The sequence below is a fragment of the Corynebacterium aurimucosum genome (genome assembly GCF_030408555.1).
Taxonomy (GTDB): domain Bacteria; phylum Actinomycetota; class Actinomycetes; order Mycobacteriales; family Mycobacteriaceae; genus Corynebacterium; species Corynebacterium aurimucosum.
The window spans coordinates 1,423,793-1,438,158 of record NZ_CP047048.1 but is presented as its reverse complement, the minus strand read 5'-3'; the positions used below and the strand labels follow the sequence as shown (position 1 = coordinate 1,438,158).

13 protein-coding genes are annotated in these 14,366 nt (G+C 57.9%); 6 read left to right on the top strand and 7 right to left on the bottom strand.

Annotation, left to right across the window (positions count from 1 at the left end):
- The first annotated feature begins 230 nt into the window (after positions 1 to 230).
- From CAURIM_RS06730 to CAURIM_RS06715, 4 genes are all read left to right on the top strand, one after another.
- On the top strand, positions 231 to 1,205 hold the full coding sequence (locus CAURIM_RS06730) for a carbohydrate ABC transporter permease (RefSeq protein ID WP_070717805.1): 975 nt from the start codon (positions 231 to 233) through the stop codon (positions 1,203 to 1,205).
- Positions 1,206 to 2,177 carry a carbohydrate ABC transporter permease gene (locus CAURIM_RS06725; protein ID WP_201828190.1) on the top strand — a complete coding sequence of 324 codons (972 nt, stop codon included), beginning with the start codon at positions 1,206 to 1,208 and terminating at the stop codon, positions 2,175 to 2,177.
- Positions 2,178 to 2,248: 71 nt separating this feature from the next.
- A complete protein-coding gene (locus tag CAURIM_RS06720) occupies positions 2,249 to 3,559 on the top strand; it encodes an ABC transporter substrate-binding protein (RefSeq protein WP_201828192.1) in 1,311 nt (436 codons plus the stop codon).
- A gap of 26 nt (positions 3,560 to 3,585) precedes the next feature.
- Positions 3,586 to 4,716: an ABC transporter ATP-binding protein gene (locus CAURIM_RS06715; protein WP_144657836.1), complete on the top strand. Its 1,131-nt coding sequence runs from the start codon at positions 3,586 to 3,588 to the stop codon at positions 4,714 to 4,716.
- Positions 4,717 to 4,785: 69 nt separating this feature from the next.
- Here CAURIM_RS06715 and CAURIM_RS06710 read toward each other — a convergent pair whose 3' ends face one another.
- Positions 4,786 to 7,707, bottom strand: coding sequence for an FAD-binding and (Fe-S)-binding domain-containing protein (locus CAURIM_RS06710; protein ID WP_201828194.1), 2,922 nt, complete (start codon positions 7,705 to 7,707; stop codon positions 4,786 to 4,788).
- A gap of 109 nt (positions 7,708 to 7,816) precedes the next feature.
- On the opposite strand from CAURIM_RS06710, the gene CAURIM_RS06705 reads away from it, so the two are divergent.
- A complete protein-coding gene (locus CAURIM_RS06705; protein WP_070643609.1) occupies positions 7,817 to 8,794 on the top strand; it encodes a bile acid:sodium symporter family protein in 978 nt (325 codons plus the stop codon).
- Positions 8,795 to 9,000: 206 nt separating this feature from the next.
- Here the strand turns inward: CAURIM_RS06705 and CAURIM_RS06700 are convergent, their stop codons facing one another.
- The 4 genes from CAURIM_RS06700 to CAURIM_RS06685 all read right to left on the bottom strand — a co-directional run bounded on the left by CAURIM_RS06700 (position 9,001) and on the right by CAURIM_RS06685 (position 12,244).
- Positions 9,001 to 10,371: an MFS transporter gene (locus CAURIM_RS06700; RefSeq protein ID WP_070730209.1), complete on the bottom strand. Its 1,371-nt coding sequence runs from the start codon at positions 10,369 to 10,371 to the stop codon at positions 9,001 to 9,003.
- A gap of 631 nt (positions 10,372 to 11,002) precedes the next feature.
- The gene (locus tag CAURIM_RS06695; protein ID WP_168163667.1) at positions 11,003 to 11,167 is read right to left on the bottom strand and encodes a hypothetical protein; all 165 of its coding nucleotides are present in this window, start codon (positions 11,165 to 11,167) and stop codon (positions 11,003 to 11,005) included.
- Between the two features lie 12 nt (positions 11,168 to 11,179).
- Positions 11,180 to 11,881, bottom strand: a complete 702-nt coding sequence (locus tag CAURIM_RS06690) for a YceI family protein (RefSeq protein ID WP_070643604.1) — start codon at positions 11,879 to 11,881, stop codon at positions 11,180 to 11,182.
- 3 nt (positions 11,882 to 11,884) lie between these two features.
- Complete coding sequence (locus CAURIM_RS06685) at positions 11,885 to 12,244, bottom strand: hypothetical protein (protein ID WP_070643601.1); 360 nt, start codon at positions 12,242 to 12,244, stop codon at positions 11,885 to 11,887.
- Positions 12,245 to 12,379: 135 nt separating this feature from the next.
- Here CAURIM_RS06685 and CAURIM_RS06680 point away from each other — a divergent pair, with 135 nt between their 5' ends.
- A complete protein-coding gene (locus tag CAURIM_RS06680; RefSeq protein ID WP_010186588.1) occupies positions 12,380 to 12,763 on the top strand; it encodes an RNA polymerase-binding protein RbpA in 384 nt (127 codons plus the stop codon).
- 20 nt (positions 12,764 to 12,783) lie between these two features.
- Here CAURIM_RS06680 and musI read toward each other — a convergent pair whose 3' ends face one another.
- Together musI and CAURIM_RS06670 are read right to left on the bottom strand one after the other, a co-directional pair.
- A complete protein-coding gene (musI, locus tag CAURIM_RS06675; RefSeq protein WP_201828196.1) occupies positions 12,784 to 13,425 on the bottom strand; it encodes a MusI family membrane protein in 642 nt (213 codons plus the stop codon).
- Between the two features lie 24 nt (positions 13,426 to 13,449).
- Complete coding sequence (locus tag CAURIM_RS06670) at positions 13,450 to 14,364, bottom strand: carbohydrate ABC transporter permease (protein WP_070643599.1); 915 nt, start codon at positions 14,362 to 14,364, stop codon at positions 13,450 to 13,452.
- Positions 14,365 to 14,366: the final 2 nt, after the last annotated feature.

Below are 14,366 nucleotides of genomic sequence, written 5' to 3'. Positions count from 1 at the left end.
CAAGCTACGCTCGGAGCCGTTGTGTTCATGGCCGCAAAGGTCTAGCTATATCGACGGTGGCACTCCCGTATTCAGGAGTTTCTATAGATTCCTCTCCTGTGCGTTTATGTGATGTAACCCTCGCGTATGGGGTGCTTTTGTGGGTGCGGCCCCGGGAATTTTCTTTTTGTTTATTCAATCAAAACGTCGAGTAAACTTTTTGTTTACTGACTTGGTCTAGTTTTTTCTGCATGGCAAAAACCATCCCCGCGAGCGGGCGAACGGCTACGATCCCTCCTGTTACCGAGAAGCCGATCGTCTCCGAGGAGTACGCGCGCCACCCACGCAAGCGAAAGCTCGACTGGCGCCAGATCGGCCTAGCGGCATTGCTGATTGGCCCGAACCTTCTCCTTCTCATTCTTTTCACCTATCGACCACTGGTCGATAACATCCGCATCTCTTTCTTTAACTGGAATATTTCATCGCCGACGATGACTTTCGTCGGCCTGCAGAACTACATCGACTGGTTCCAAGCGCCAGATACGGGACGCGTGGTGTTCAACACTGTCGTCTTCACCTTCTTCGCGGTGGTCGGTTCGATGGTGCTGGGGCTAGCGCTGGCATTGCTTCTGGACCAGAAACTGTTTGGCCGCGCGGCGGTGCGCTCAATTGTTTTCGCGCCCTATGTCATCGCGGGCGCGGCGATTGGCGTTGCCTTTCAGTTCGTCTTCGATCCCAACTACGGTCTTATCCAATACTTCCTGGGCTTAATCGGGGTCGATGTGCCGAACTTCTACCAGCAGCAGAACTGGGCATTGTTCATGATTACGGTGACCTACGTGTGGAAGAACGTCGGCTACGTTTTCGTCATCTATCTTGCTGCCCTGCAGGGGCGCCGGCGCGACCTCGATGAGGCCTCTGAGATTGACGGCACTCCGGCCGCGCGCCATTTCTTCCGTGTGGTCCTGCCGCAGCTTCGCGGCACCACGTTTTTCTTGTTAATCACCGTGCTGCTCAATTCCTTCCAAGTCTTCGACATTATCAACGCGATGACCGGCGGTGGACCGTTTGGTTATGGAACCTCCACGATGGTTTTCCAGGTGTACCAAGAGACGTTCATCAACAACCGTGCCGGCTATGGCGCTGCCGTGGCCACCATCATGTTCCTCGTCGTGCTTGTCATTACGGTGCTGCAGATCAAGTTGCAGGAAAGGATGGATAAGTAAATGTCCGAAAAACGCGCAATTCCGGCTTCCATCAAGGTGGGGCTCCCGCAAGCGAAAGGTGAGCTTCCACCGGTTCCTGGTTCGCAGTCCCTCGCAGCCCCAGTCATCACCGAGGCCCAGCGCAACCGTAAAGGTGAGCCGGCTGATCACGGCCATCCAGCAACGAAGGTCGTCGGCTATATTGCCTTGGTTCTGACAGTGCTGATGATTGTGGTGCCGCTGTACTTCATCTTCATCACCAGCTTTAAGTCCTTCCAGGATGTGTACTCGGATCCGATTTCTTTCTGGCCTAATCTTTTCAAGGAAGAAAACTATTCCTATGTCTGGCAGACCTCTGGCTTCTCGAGTTATCTGAGAAATTCCATCATCATCACGCTGATTCTCACGGTGGTGGAGGTAGTCCTCGGAGTGCTGACTGCCTATGCCTTCGCTTTCATTCGCTTCCCCGGCCGGAATCTGTTGTTTTTGCTCATCATCGCCTCGTTGATGGTGCCCAACCAGATCACCATTATTTCGAACTACTCGTTGGTTGCGTCATGGGGTTGGAGAGACACCTACGCTGGAGTCATCATCCCGTTGGCGGGCGTGGCGTTCGGTGCCTTCCTCATGCGCAATCACTTCCAATCGTTGCCGCCGGAGATTCTCGAGGCCGCGCACATGGACGGGGCAGGATTCTTCACCACCTTGTTCCGAGTGGTCCTGCCCATGTCGTGGCCAACGCTGTCCGCGTTCGTCCTGATCACCGTGGTCAATGAGTGGAACCAATACCTGTGGCCCTTCCTGATTACGGATACACCGGCTGCAGCCACCCTTCCGGTGGGCCTGACCCGCTTGCAGGATGCGGAAGGCGTGACCAACTGGGCGCCGGTGATGGCCGGCACAGTGCTGACAACCCTGCCCATGATCATCATCTTCCTCATACTCCAGAAGCCGATGATTAAGGGCCTGACTGCTGGAGCAGTCAAGGGCTAGCCTGCCTGCCATCCCGAGGCCCAACTCGAACAAGTCCACCCAACTCTTCACTTCTCAAGGAGAACCTCCCCATGTCTCATAAAATTTCTACTCGCATCGTTGCCGCTTGCGCGGCGCTTCTCACCACCATGTCCTTGACCGCCTGTGCAGGTGGTTCGACCACCGCAGGGAACGACTCAAAGGACGGCGGCGACGCCAACACCATCACCTTCTGGTCCAACCACCCGGGTTCCTCCCGTGACATAGAGCAAGAGCTCATTGATGAATTCGAGAAGGAGAACCCAGATCTGAAGGTCGAACTGGTCACCGCAGGCTCCAACTACGAAGAAGTTGCACAGCGCTTTAACGCTGCCCTCGCAGGTGGCGACCTTCCCGACGTCCTCGTTGCTTCTGACGTCACGTGGTTCAACTTCGCACTGAATGAAGCCACGACGCCGCTCGATGAGCTGTGGGAGATGAACGACATTGACTATGAGAGCTACGTCGACACCCTGCGCGAAGACTACAAGTACAACGACAAGCACTACGGCGTTCCGTACTCCCGCTCCACGAACCTGATGTACTGGAACACCGATGACCTCAAGGCAGCTGGCCTTCCCACCGACCGTGGCCCGAAGGACTGGGAAGAATTCGACGAATGGGCCACCAAAATCAAGGACAAGCTCGACAAGCCGGCCGTCACCGTCCCGGATGGCTCTAGCTATCTCGACTGGTACTTCCAAGGCATGATTTGGGCCTTTGGCGGTTCTTACTCTGATGAGTGGGAACCGAACTTTACGTCGAAGGAGTCCATCGAAGCCGGCAAGTTCCTGCAGGACCAGGTCAAGGCCGGTCACATCGAAATCTCCACCGACCCGACTGTAGCCTTCGGCTCTGGCAAGGCCTCTGGATTGCTGGAGTCCACCGGTTCCCTGGGCGGCCTGAAGGAGACGGCGACGATTCCATTCATCACCACCTACCTGCCAGGCCCTGGTCCTTCGGCAGCCACCGGTGGTGCTGGTCTGGCCGTGCCTGCTGGAATTTCTGACGAGCGCAAGGCTAACGCGGTCAAGTTCATTGACTTCCTGACGAACACCGAGAACACCATCAAGTTCTCCCAGAAGACGGGCTACATGCCGGTGCGCAAGGACGCCCTGGATGATCCAGCGGAGAAGAAGTTCTTGGAGGAGAACCCGAACGCCCAGACGGCAATCGAGCAGCTCAACGAGAACACCAAGCCGCAGGATTACGCTCGCGTCTTCGTACCGGGTGGTGGACAGCGCATCGGTGGCGTTCTTGATCGCATCACTGTGGGCAATGAGGACGTGGAGTCCGCATTCGGTGACCTGCAAAAGGAGACGCAGAGCGTTATCGACCGCGACATCACCCCGAAGCTCAAGTAACACTTCGGATCGTTTGAAAGGACACCATGGCTACTGTTGAATTCCGCCAAGCTTCCAGGATTTATGATCCGAAGAAGCCCCCGGCGGTCAGCCGCATTAACCTCGATATCAAAGACGGCGAGTTCCTAGTACTCGTCGGACCGTCTGGTTGCGGCAAGTCTACGACGTTGCGTATGCTCGCTGGGCTTGAGCCGATCGACGAAGGCCAGATCTTCATCGACGGGGCCGACGTTACCGAGACCCGCTCGCGGGACCGCGATGTAGCCATGGTGTTCCAGTCCTATGCGCTGTACCCCAACATGACAGCGCGCCAGAACATGGCGTTTGCATTGCAAAATGCCAAGGTGGATAAGGCAACCATCGAAGAGCGCGTGAGCTTCGCTGCGAAAATGCTGGAGCTGGAGGACCTTATTGATCGCAAGCCCTCCGCAATGTCGGGTGGTCAGCGCCAGCGTGTGGCCATGGGACGCGCTATCGTGCGCCAGCCCAAGGTCTTTCTCATGGATGAGCCCCTCTCCAACCTGGATGCGAAGCTCCGCGTATCCACGCGTGCGCAGATCCTTCAATTGCAGCGCGAGCTCAACACCACCACGGTCTATGTCACCCACGACCAAACTGAGGCAATGACCATGGGTGATCGCGTGTGTGTCCTCAAACAGGGCATTATTCAGCAAGTCGACGCGCCTAAAAAACTGTATGAGAACCCCGGTAATTCCTTCGTCGCGACGTTCATCGGTTCGCCGGCTATGACTCTCATCGACAATGTACCTTTCGTTGACGGCCGTGTTGTCAGCGGCAAAGATCATGCGTTGGACTATTACATGCCACGGGAGCAGGCCGCGAAGGTGGGAGCGGAGCACGTCCTCGTTGGTGTTCGCCCAGAGAATTGGGAAATCATTGGCGTCAACCAGCCAGGTGAACAGTATGGGATACCGGTTCGGGTCGGTATTGTGGAGCACTTAGGCTCCGAGCTGTACGTCTATGGTGCGCGCGAAGAGTCGGCCAATGACGGAACCGTGGTCCGCGGTGGCCGGATCACAGTGAAGGTGCCGCGCGGCATTGACGTGCACCAGGGCGACACGATCTACCTGCGCCCAATGAAGGGCGGGTGCGTGTTTTTCGCCCCGGACACCGAAATCAATTACGACTATCTCTAACCCGGCTCCACCACATCTGTTGCGCCGGTGGCAGAGCTCCCGACGAGGAGTATTGCCACCAGCGCGTTGCTATGGAGTGACGACCGGACGGGAGGCCCGCTCCAGCAGCACTGCGATTGATTCATAGGTCCGCCCGGAGATCATCTCCAGGCCCATTTCGCAGGTGCGGTTATCGGAGACGAAGGCGTCGAAGTGTTCCGCGTCGAGAGAAACGCGCTCCTCGCGTGTGGCGGACTCGACAAGCTCCGGGTGCAGCATGACACGGTCACCGGCGGAGCCACAGCACATCGCGCCCTCCGGGACTTTGGCAGAGCCGCAGAGGTTTGCCAGGTCAACGAGCGCTTGGCTCATGCCCATGTGGTCAGTCGAGCAGGTTGGGTGTACGGCGATGCTGCCCATGTTTTTCACGATGGGCAGGTGTGGGGCGATTTCATCGCGCAGCCATTCCACGACATCGAGGATGCGCAGATCCTCCCAAAGCTTGCGGTCAGCAGGGGAGAGCACCTCAGGAACGGAATCTAGCAACCCGTGGGTGCAGCTGGCAGCATCGACCACGATGGGCAGCTGGCCGTGCTCCGACCAATGCCAGAGGTCGCGCACGATCTTTTGAGCCTGGTACTCAAATCCTTCCTTGTAGCCCTTGGACGACCACGGTGTACCACAGCAATCGCCCGCGACGTCCTCCGGAATCCACACTGGCTGGCCAGCGCGGCGTCCTAGTTCCACGATGGCGCGCGGGAGGTCGACTGAATCCTTGGCCGCGCCGGCTGGGCGGCCGAAGATGCGGTTGATGCAGGCAGGGAAGTAGAGTGCGCCAGCGCCCTCGCGCGGGGTTTCCGGCAGACGCGATGCGGCCTTCGGAAGCGGCCCCGGGACGGTGGGCAGCAAGTCGGGAGCTACCACGTTGCGAGCCATGTTGGCGCCCAGCTCGAGGGGCTTGTGGGGAATCTTGTTGGCGGAGATGATGCCAGCGCGGGCAAGCTTTTCCACCAGTTCCCAGCGCTGCGCCGTCGTCAGTGCCACCTTCTCGCGGGCCGGGGTAGCCTGTTGCGCGCGCAGCTGCTTCATGACCGCACCTGTATCGATGCTAATCGGGCAGGGGATAGAACAGGTGCCGTCTGCGGCGCACATGTCGACTGCGTCGTACTGGTACTCCTTCTGTAGCTGCGCCAGCACCTCCGAGCCTTCTTGCTGCCGGGCCATCTCGCGGCGCAGCACGATGCGCTGGCGTGGGGTCACCGTGGCGTGGCGCGAGGGACAGACAGGCTCGCAGAAGCCGCACTCCACACACGGGTTGATTTCATTCTCGACCTTCGGGAAGGACTTGAAGTTGCGCAGGTGGATGGTTTGGTCGCGTGTAAGCTTCACGTTCGGCGCCAGGATGCCCTTGGGATCGATCATGTTCTTGACTTCCCAGAACAGCTCGAAGGCCTCTGTGCCCCACTCGTGCTCCAGGAAGGGAGCCATGTTTACGCCGGTGCCGTGCTCGGCCTTCATTGAGCCCTGGTACTTATCAATGACCAGCTCGGCCAGATCATCCAAGAACGCGGCATAGGACTCTCGCTCTTCCTCGACATCAAAACGCGGGGTGAAGAAGAAGTGCAGGTTGCCAAAAGCAGCGTGCCCCATGACGGATTCCGGGTAGCCATACTTGGCCTGCAAGTCCAACAGGTCTGCTGCGGCTTCGCCAACCTGAGAGGGCGGGAAGCAGACATCCTCGGTGATGTACGCCGTGCCGTTCGGGCGGTCTGCGCCCAGCAGGCCATAGAGGCCGTTGCGCAGTTCCCACGCACCGCGCATACCTTCTGCGGTGGTGAGGAATTCGAGGGGGCGGAGTAGTGGGGCGTCGGCAAGCACGGTGCGTAGGCGATCCATGGCCTTGTCCAAATCTGCCTCGTCGCTGCCGCCCACCTCGACGAGAAGTGCCGCGGCATCATCATCAAGGTTGCGCCAGGATTCCGGCGCATGCGCATAGTGCTCGGCGGAGCGGCGCATCACGGGGGCGACGAGAAGCTCGCAGGCTTCCGCGCCGGTTTCCATGATGGGGTGCACGTAGTTTGCGGCATCACGCAGGTTGGGCAGCTCGACCCACGTCGTGGCCTTCACACGCGGTAGCTTCACCGTGCGGATGACGGATTCCGTGATGGCGCCGAAGATGCCCTCGGAACCGATGAGCAGGCGCTTGAGGATGTGCACGGGTTCGTCTTCATCGAGGAAGGCGTCAATTCGCAGCCCATTGGTGTTGCGGATGGAGAACTTAGTGCGCAGGAAGTCCACCATCTCGGTATTAGCGCGCAGCTTGTCGCGGAAGGCCAGTAGATCGGCGTGGAGCTTTGGCTCCTGCTTGCGGAAGGCCTCGTCCCCACGGGACGTATCCACGATGGTGCCCGAAGGTAGGACGAAGATGAGCTCTTCAATGCTGTGGTAGCTATCGCGCTCTAAAGAGCAGCGCATGCCGCCGGAGTTATCGGCCAGCACGCCACCGATGGTGCACACGGACGTGGATCCCGGGTCCGGCCCCAGCATGAAGCCGTGGCGGGAGAGTACCGCCTGGGCATCGCCCAAGATGACGCCGGGGCGGGACCACAGCTTGCGGCCTTCTTCGCGCACCTCCATGCCGCCGAAGTGGGTTTTGACATCGACGAGGATGTCATCGCCCATGGCCTGGCCGTTCAGCGACGTTCCTGCTGCGCGGAAGGTCATGTGGCGATCGTGAGTATCGCAGTACTTCATCAGCGCAGCGAGGTCCGTGGCGTTGCGCGGGGAGACCACGATGTTCGGGATGGAGCGGTAAGGGCCGGCATCAGAGGAGAAGCGCACGAGGTCGCTGAGACGTCCGTGCACGTTCTCGTGACCAACGGTGGCTTCCATGTCCGCCACCAGCTCGGCGGGGGAGCCGTTCTTGTAGCGTGCAGAAACCGCGTCGGCCTGGCTCGTGGTGCCGGCTGGGCGGGAGAAACGAGAGGAATCGGGGCTTAAAAGCTTGGACATATTTCTAATCTATCGCGTGACAGTAAATCTGGACCAAAACGGGTACGTGAGGTTCATTATATGGGATACTCAATTCATCTAGTGAGACATACTCTGGAAAGGAAACACCATGACGAACCCGCGTACAGAGGGGGAGACCGGCGAGAAACTCGCCGTCTACATCTTTCCCATCGTTATTATTGCCTGCGCCATTGTCGCCTTTGTGAGTCCCAGTACCTTTGAACCGGTGGGGCAGTACACCTCGCAGTTGCTCATGGTCATCATGTTTTCCATGGGCCTTACCCTGACTATTCCGGACCTGGCCCTAGTGGCGAAGCGCCCGCTGCCCATCTTCTTGGGCGTTATTTGTCAATTTGCCATCATGCCGACGAGTGCTGTGCTCGTGGCGAAAATGCTAGGGCTTTCCGACGCCGCCACTGTCGGCCTCATCCTCCTCGGGTCTGTGCCCGGCGGTACTGCCTCCAATGTGATGGCTTACCTGGCTAAGGGCGATGTAGCGTTGTCGGTGGCGATGACTTCGGTGTCAACCCTCGTCTCGCCGATCATGACGCCGGTGCTCATGCTGTGGTTGGCGGGACAAACCGCAGAGGTTGACGGTGCCGGCATGGTGTGGTCGCTGGTCCAGACCGTCCTCATTCCGGTGGGCCTGGGCCTGTTGCTGCGCGTGATTGCTACTAAAGCTGTGGACAAGGTTCTGCCGGCCTTGCCGTGGGTGGCCATCGCTGGCATCGGCGGCGTGGTCATGGCGGTGGTGTCAAAGTCCCAGGACAAGCTCGTGACCGTGGGGCTCGTGGTATTCGTGGGCGTGGCTATCCAGAATCTCATCGGATTTCTTTTCGGCTACTATCTGGCGAAAATTGCTCGCCAGCGCGAGGCAGCGGCACGCACCACGGCAATTGAAGTGGCGACCCAGAACTCCGGTCTGGCCTCGGCATTGGCGCTGCAGTTCTTCACTCCGGAGGCGGCGATTCCGGGTGTGGTCGCCGCGGTGTGGGCAAATATTACTGGTGCGCTCTTCTCCGCCATCGTGCGCCGTAAACCCATCGAGGAAGATGCGAAGGCTGCTGAAGCTGCTGTTACTGCGTAGTTTCTAGGCAGGCTGAGTAGATGAAGAGCTCGTGATAGGTGGTTGGCACTTTTGGCAGCAGTGGGGCACAACCACCCATGAATGGCGCCCGCAGGCGGTGTCAGGTGAAGCGTGACGTGAGTAGAGCTGCAACGCCGCAATAAAAATCTCCCCGACCTTGGTGCTTCACACCAGAAAGAGTCGGGGAGATGTTTGTATTTAAAGACCTAAACCTGGGACAGGTCCTGATCCTTTAGCTCCTGCATCATGAGGATGGCGATGAGGGAGATGAAGCAAACGATAACCAGGTAGTAGCCCACGTAGCTCACGTTGTATGTGCTTACGAGCCACGTTGCGATGAACGGGGCCACGGCGGCGCCGAGGATAGAGGACACGTTGTAGGCGATGCCGGAACCGGTGTAGCGCACGTTGGTGGGGAAGAGCTCTGGGAGAACGGCGGACATAGGGCCGAAGATGAGGCCCATGATGAACATGCCAACGACCAGGAACCCAAGGACGGAGTTGCGGTCAGCGTGCGCAATGCCCAAGAAGTACGGGAAGCTGAAGCCGAAGGCAATCATGATAAGCGAGGTTATGGTCAAGATCGGCTTGCGTCCGTACTTGTCCGAGAGCATGGAGGACACCGGAATGCCGATGATGAACATGAAGATAGAGATCAGTTGGATCTCCAGGAACTCCAGGTAGGGGATGCCCAAACCCAGCTCCTTGGTCTTATCGCCAATACCGTAGGAAAGGATCCAGGTGGTGACCAGGTAGAATAGGGTGTAGCAAGAGACCATCACGAAGGTACCAATGATCATCGGCTTCCATGCTGTGCGGAAAGCCTCCACCATAGGGGTCTTGACCTTCTTGCCTTCATCAACGGCCTGTTGGAAAACCGGTGTTTCTTCCAGGCGCAAGCGGACGTAGAGACCGATGAGCACCATCACAGCAGAGGCGAGGAAGGGCAGGCGCCAGCCCCATTCCATGAAGGTGCCGGTGGTATCGCCGCGCGAGTAATCCATGGTGGCTACGAGCGTCAGGAAGAAGCCATTGGCCAGTAGGAAGCCGAAGGGTGCGCCAAACTGCGGCCACATGGCGGCAAAAGCTCGTTTACCTTCCTTCGCGGTCTCGGAGGCCAGCAAAGCTGCACCGGACCATTCGCCGCCCAGGCCCAAACCTTGGCAGAAGCGCATCAGGGCCAGCAGGGCCGGCGCGATAATGCCTGCGGTTTGGTAGGTAGGCAGGATACCAATGATAAAGGTGGCAATGCCCATCGTCAGGAGTGCGCCAACGAGCGTGGCCTTGCGGCCGATGCGATCGCCGAAGTGTCCAAAGAGCAGTGAGCCCAGTGGTCGAGCGATAAAGGCAAGGCCGAAGGTTGCAAAGGACTGCAGCAGGGCAACGGTCGGATCCTCAGTCTTCGGGAAGAAGAGGAAAGGAAAGACGGCTACGGCTGCCGTGGCATAAATGTAGAAATCATAGAACTCGATGGTCGTGCCAATAGTTGAAGCCACGGCCACACGCACACGGTCACGTTTGGTGAGCTGCTGTGCTGGGGCCGCTGCGTTTGGCGGTGTTGTGCTGACGGCGGTCATGTGAGAGGCGCCCTCCTTGATTATTTCGATAGGTCGATTGGTTGTGAGGGAAACACTACCGTTCCACGCAATGAAATAAAAGTCTCAATGGGTGAAAAATTTTTCTTGGGTAAGTTTTTGCATTGGGCGGGAAGTGGGCACGTCGATTATCTGACATAATGTACATTATCGGACAATAGTTAAAGTAGTGGGCCAAGCGTGGTCTTTTAGCTAAACCTGGCCGGGTCCAGTGCAGGCCTTGACCGTGAGGTGTCGGTGGCCGTGGATTGTTGTGGCGCTGTGACGGGTGTGCTGTCCCCATCTTGCCGCCGTTCGGTGCTTAGGTGTCGAGACGTCCGCCTTGCAGTTTCTGGAATGCTTACTGTTCCTATATTGCGCTGTTGTTGTGGCATGACACTTTTCTGCTGATGCGCGGCTTCCTGCTTTTGTCAGTTTCCGGGCAGTCCATTTGCGTGCTCTTTATTGGCCTCAAGCAATGCACTGTACGCGTACGGGGTTAACCGCTGACGGCTCGTGACGTTCCCAATTTGCATCCCCTGTTTGCCGTGCGGCCGAGTCCCCTTATCGCCCAAATATAGTCACAGTTACGTAATTGGCCTATGTTCCTCTGTGGCTGTACCGAGTGCGAGTTTTAGCGCTGACGGTAGGCGATCACCAGCTGTACCGCCGTAAGGACTACGAGTAGCACTGAGAAGGCAGCGAGGAGCTTCATGTCTTGGGTCCAAATGAAGATGCTGAAGCCTGCGAGCACGACGAGCCGGATCCACAGGACTGGAATGAGATGGCGAGATTTCATAAGGAACCGTAGCTATTTCTTCTCAAAAGTTACGCGGACATTGATCTCGCCGGTTTCCGAGATTCGTGCGGCGATCATCTCTGGAGTCTCAATTCCGTAGTCGAGACGGTTAACCGGAATATCGCCGCCCAGGATGATGGTGTCACCATCGCGGACCACCTGGAAGTCCTGCGTCACGCTCTTGGTTTGACCGTGGATGGTGAGGTCACCTGTGAGTGGGATGGTAACCAGTGAGCCGTCGTCGGGCACGGCGGAGACATCAGCCGGCTCGGTCAACGTAAAGGTGGATTCTGGATACTTAGAGACCTCAAAGAGCTTCGTCTTCATGTTTTGGTCGCGCACCTTTTTATCCGTGGTCAAGGAGGACATGTCCACGGCGATGCGCGCCTTCTCGACGATGCCGTGCTGAATGGTAGCCTGCCCGGTGACGTGCTTGGTGGAACCAGACGTCGTGCGCTTATCTGCCGGGAGGATTTCGTCGATAGTAAACCCTGCTGAGGTGTGGTTATGTGCCGAACCTTGCGCCACCTGCCATTCGCCGTCGATGTCCGTTGTTGCGGCTTGGACCTTATCCGCGTTGATCGGCTCGGTCTGGACGCCACGGCCCATGATCAAAGAGAACGCTAGCGGTCCAAGGGCCAGTGCCGTTGAGGCCACAATCAGGATCACGAAGATGCTGACAATCAGTTTGCGGTTGCCTAGTACAGATTTCATGTGCTATCTCAATTCCTCAAGCTTGCGAGCCAATGTGACCAGTTCGGCACACAGTTCTTCCATTTCTTCAGCGCTGGCGCTTTCCGACGCCGCCGTGGCGACGTCCTCGGCACAGCATCGAAGCTCGAAGAGGCCGTCACGAAGTCGGTCGGCCTTCTCCGGAGTCAAGATGACAGCGTTGGCTGGAATAGGCGTCCCTGCGACGTTATGGCGCTGTTCGTACGCGCGTTGCTTGCACGAGGGCGAGCAAAACTTGCGAGGCCTTCCTCGGCCGCCCTGGGCGATCTCTTTGCCGCACCACTGGCAGGTAGCCGAGCCGCGCCTTGTTGGCTTTCCGGGCTGCGGATCCTGTGTACCAATCACCTCACACACCTTAGCCCATTAAACCGAGGGTGGGAACAAAGGCAGTGGGCCGTTCGTTATAATGATTGTTCTCTGGGTGATATGGGTCGACCCTGATCACTTCCCTACCTCAACACGTGAAAAGGATGATGTTGCATGGCAGATCGCGTACTCCGTGGCAGCCGCATGGGCGCAGTGAGTTACGAAACCGACCGCGACCACGACTTGGCCCCACGCCAAATGGTGAAGTACCGCACCGAAGACGGCGACATCTATGAGGTGCCCTTCGCTGACGATGCGGAGATCCCCGAGGAGTGGATGTGTAAGAACGGAAAACTCGGCACCCTGGTTGAAGGCGAAGGCGTCGAGTCCAAGCCCGTGAAGCCACCGCGGACCCACTGGGACATGCTGCGCGAGCGCCGCTCCATTGAGGAGTTGGATGAACTTTTGACCGAGCGCATTGAGAATCTTCGTTCTCGTCGCCGCGCGGCCGCCCGTCTGCTCAAGGAACAGAAGGCGCAGGAAGAAGGCGAAGCTTAGGCCAGCTGGCGCGCACCGCGTTAGGAAGAAGAGCTATCGGGTGATTGCGAATTGAGTTCGGGCCATTGCAGCACTAGCTCGGCGAGATAGACCGCGAGAGCTGGGCCCAGCACCGCGAGGAAGAACAGGTAGCCTCCCCACTGCGCTGGGAAAAAGACGGGATACAGAACAAGCACTATGCCAGGCAATACTGCCAATAGAGTACGCGGTAGGTGCCCTACCGCCTTCATTATGGCCTGTGTGCTTCTTTGACGGAATCCGAGCCCCGGTGCATCGAGATGGAAGAACCATACGCTGACACAGCCCAATACGATAAGCCCCGAGATCAAGGCTGCACGCAGTATCAGGCCCATTGAACCCAGATCGGCCTTGGCAATAATGGCGAATTCATACGCGACTAAGGCGGCGACGGCGAGGCAAATCAACCACCATGCGGTGTTGACCCCGGGACGCGTCAGAAGGCCCCGAACGAAGGCTGAGCCGCGGCGAGAACCTTCCTCCCGGACCATCTGCCTGGTCACCGCATGGGCGGTGCGCAAGGACATTCCCCCGGTGAACACGGGAAAGCACGTGATCACCAAGAGAACATTCACGATGACTAGGTCAGCGAAGAGGCTCAGAGCAGCATAGAACTTCGATTCGGGGCCGAGCATGCGATTCATGGTTTTCTAACCTATCGCACCGGTTTAACCCTTCACGGCACCGGCAGCCACACCTTCGATGATGTGCTTCTGCGTGGAGAAGTAGAAGATGACGATGGGGATGATGGCCAGTACCAGCATGGCCATCATGGCACCCATATCGCGGTTACCGTTGGAGCCAACGAAGGACTGGATGACCACCGGGATGGTCTTGTATCGCGTGGACAGACCGATGACCAAGTACGGCAGCAAGTAGTCGTTCCACACCCACATGGCGTTGAGAATGGCCACGGTAATGGCAGTCGGCTTGAGCATGGGCCACACCACACGGAAGTAGTTTTGGATCGGTCCACAACCGTCGATCATCGCGGCTTCCTCGACATCCAGAGGGATGGACTTGACGAAGCCTGCAAACATGAACACCGACAGACCGGAACCGAAACCGAGGTAAAGCACCACGATACCGATCGGGTTGTTGAGGTGAAGCATGTCTGCAATCTTGACCGTCGGGAACATGACCATCTGGAAGGGGATGATCATGGAGACCACGAAGAGGTAGTACAGAAGGTTTGTCCACCACGTCTTGACGCGCGTGATGTAGTAGGCGGTCATCGCGGAGAAGAACACGATGACGATGACGGACAGGATCGTGATGATGAAGGACCACAAGGTCGCTTCCAAGAATCCCTGCTTGGTCAAGCCCACCATGAAGTTCTCGAAGCCGACCCACGTTTCACCGATGGGAAGCGAGAAAGGATCGGAGGAGATAGCGAACTTGGACTTAAAGGAGTTGATGAAGATGAAGAGGATCGGCCCAAGGAAGACGATGGTGAAGAACACCAGAATGGCGTAGACCACGAACTTGGCGCCACCAGACATCCGAGTCTTATTATCCGAGGGAAGCTGGTGGTCCTTCTTCTTCGAGGCCGGAACGGCCTGCGCTGAAGTGCTGGTAGTCATAA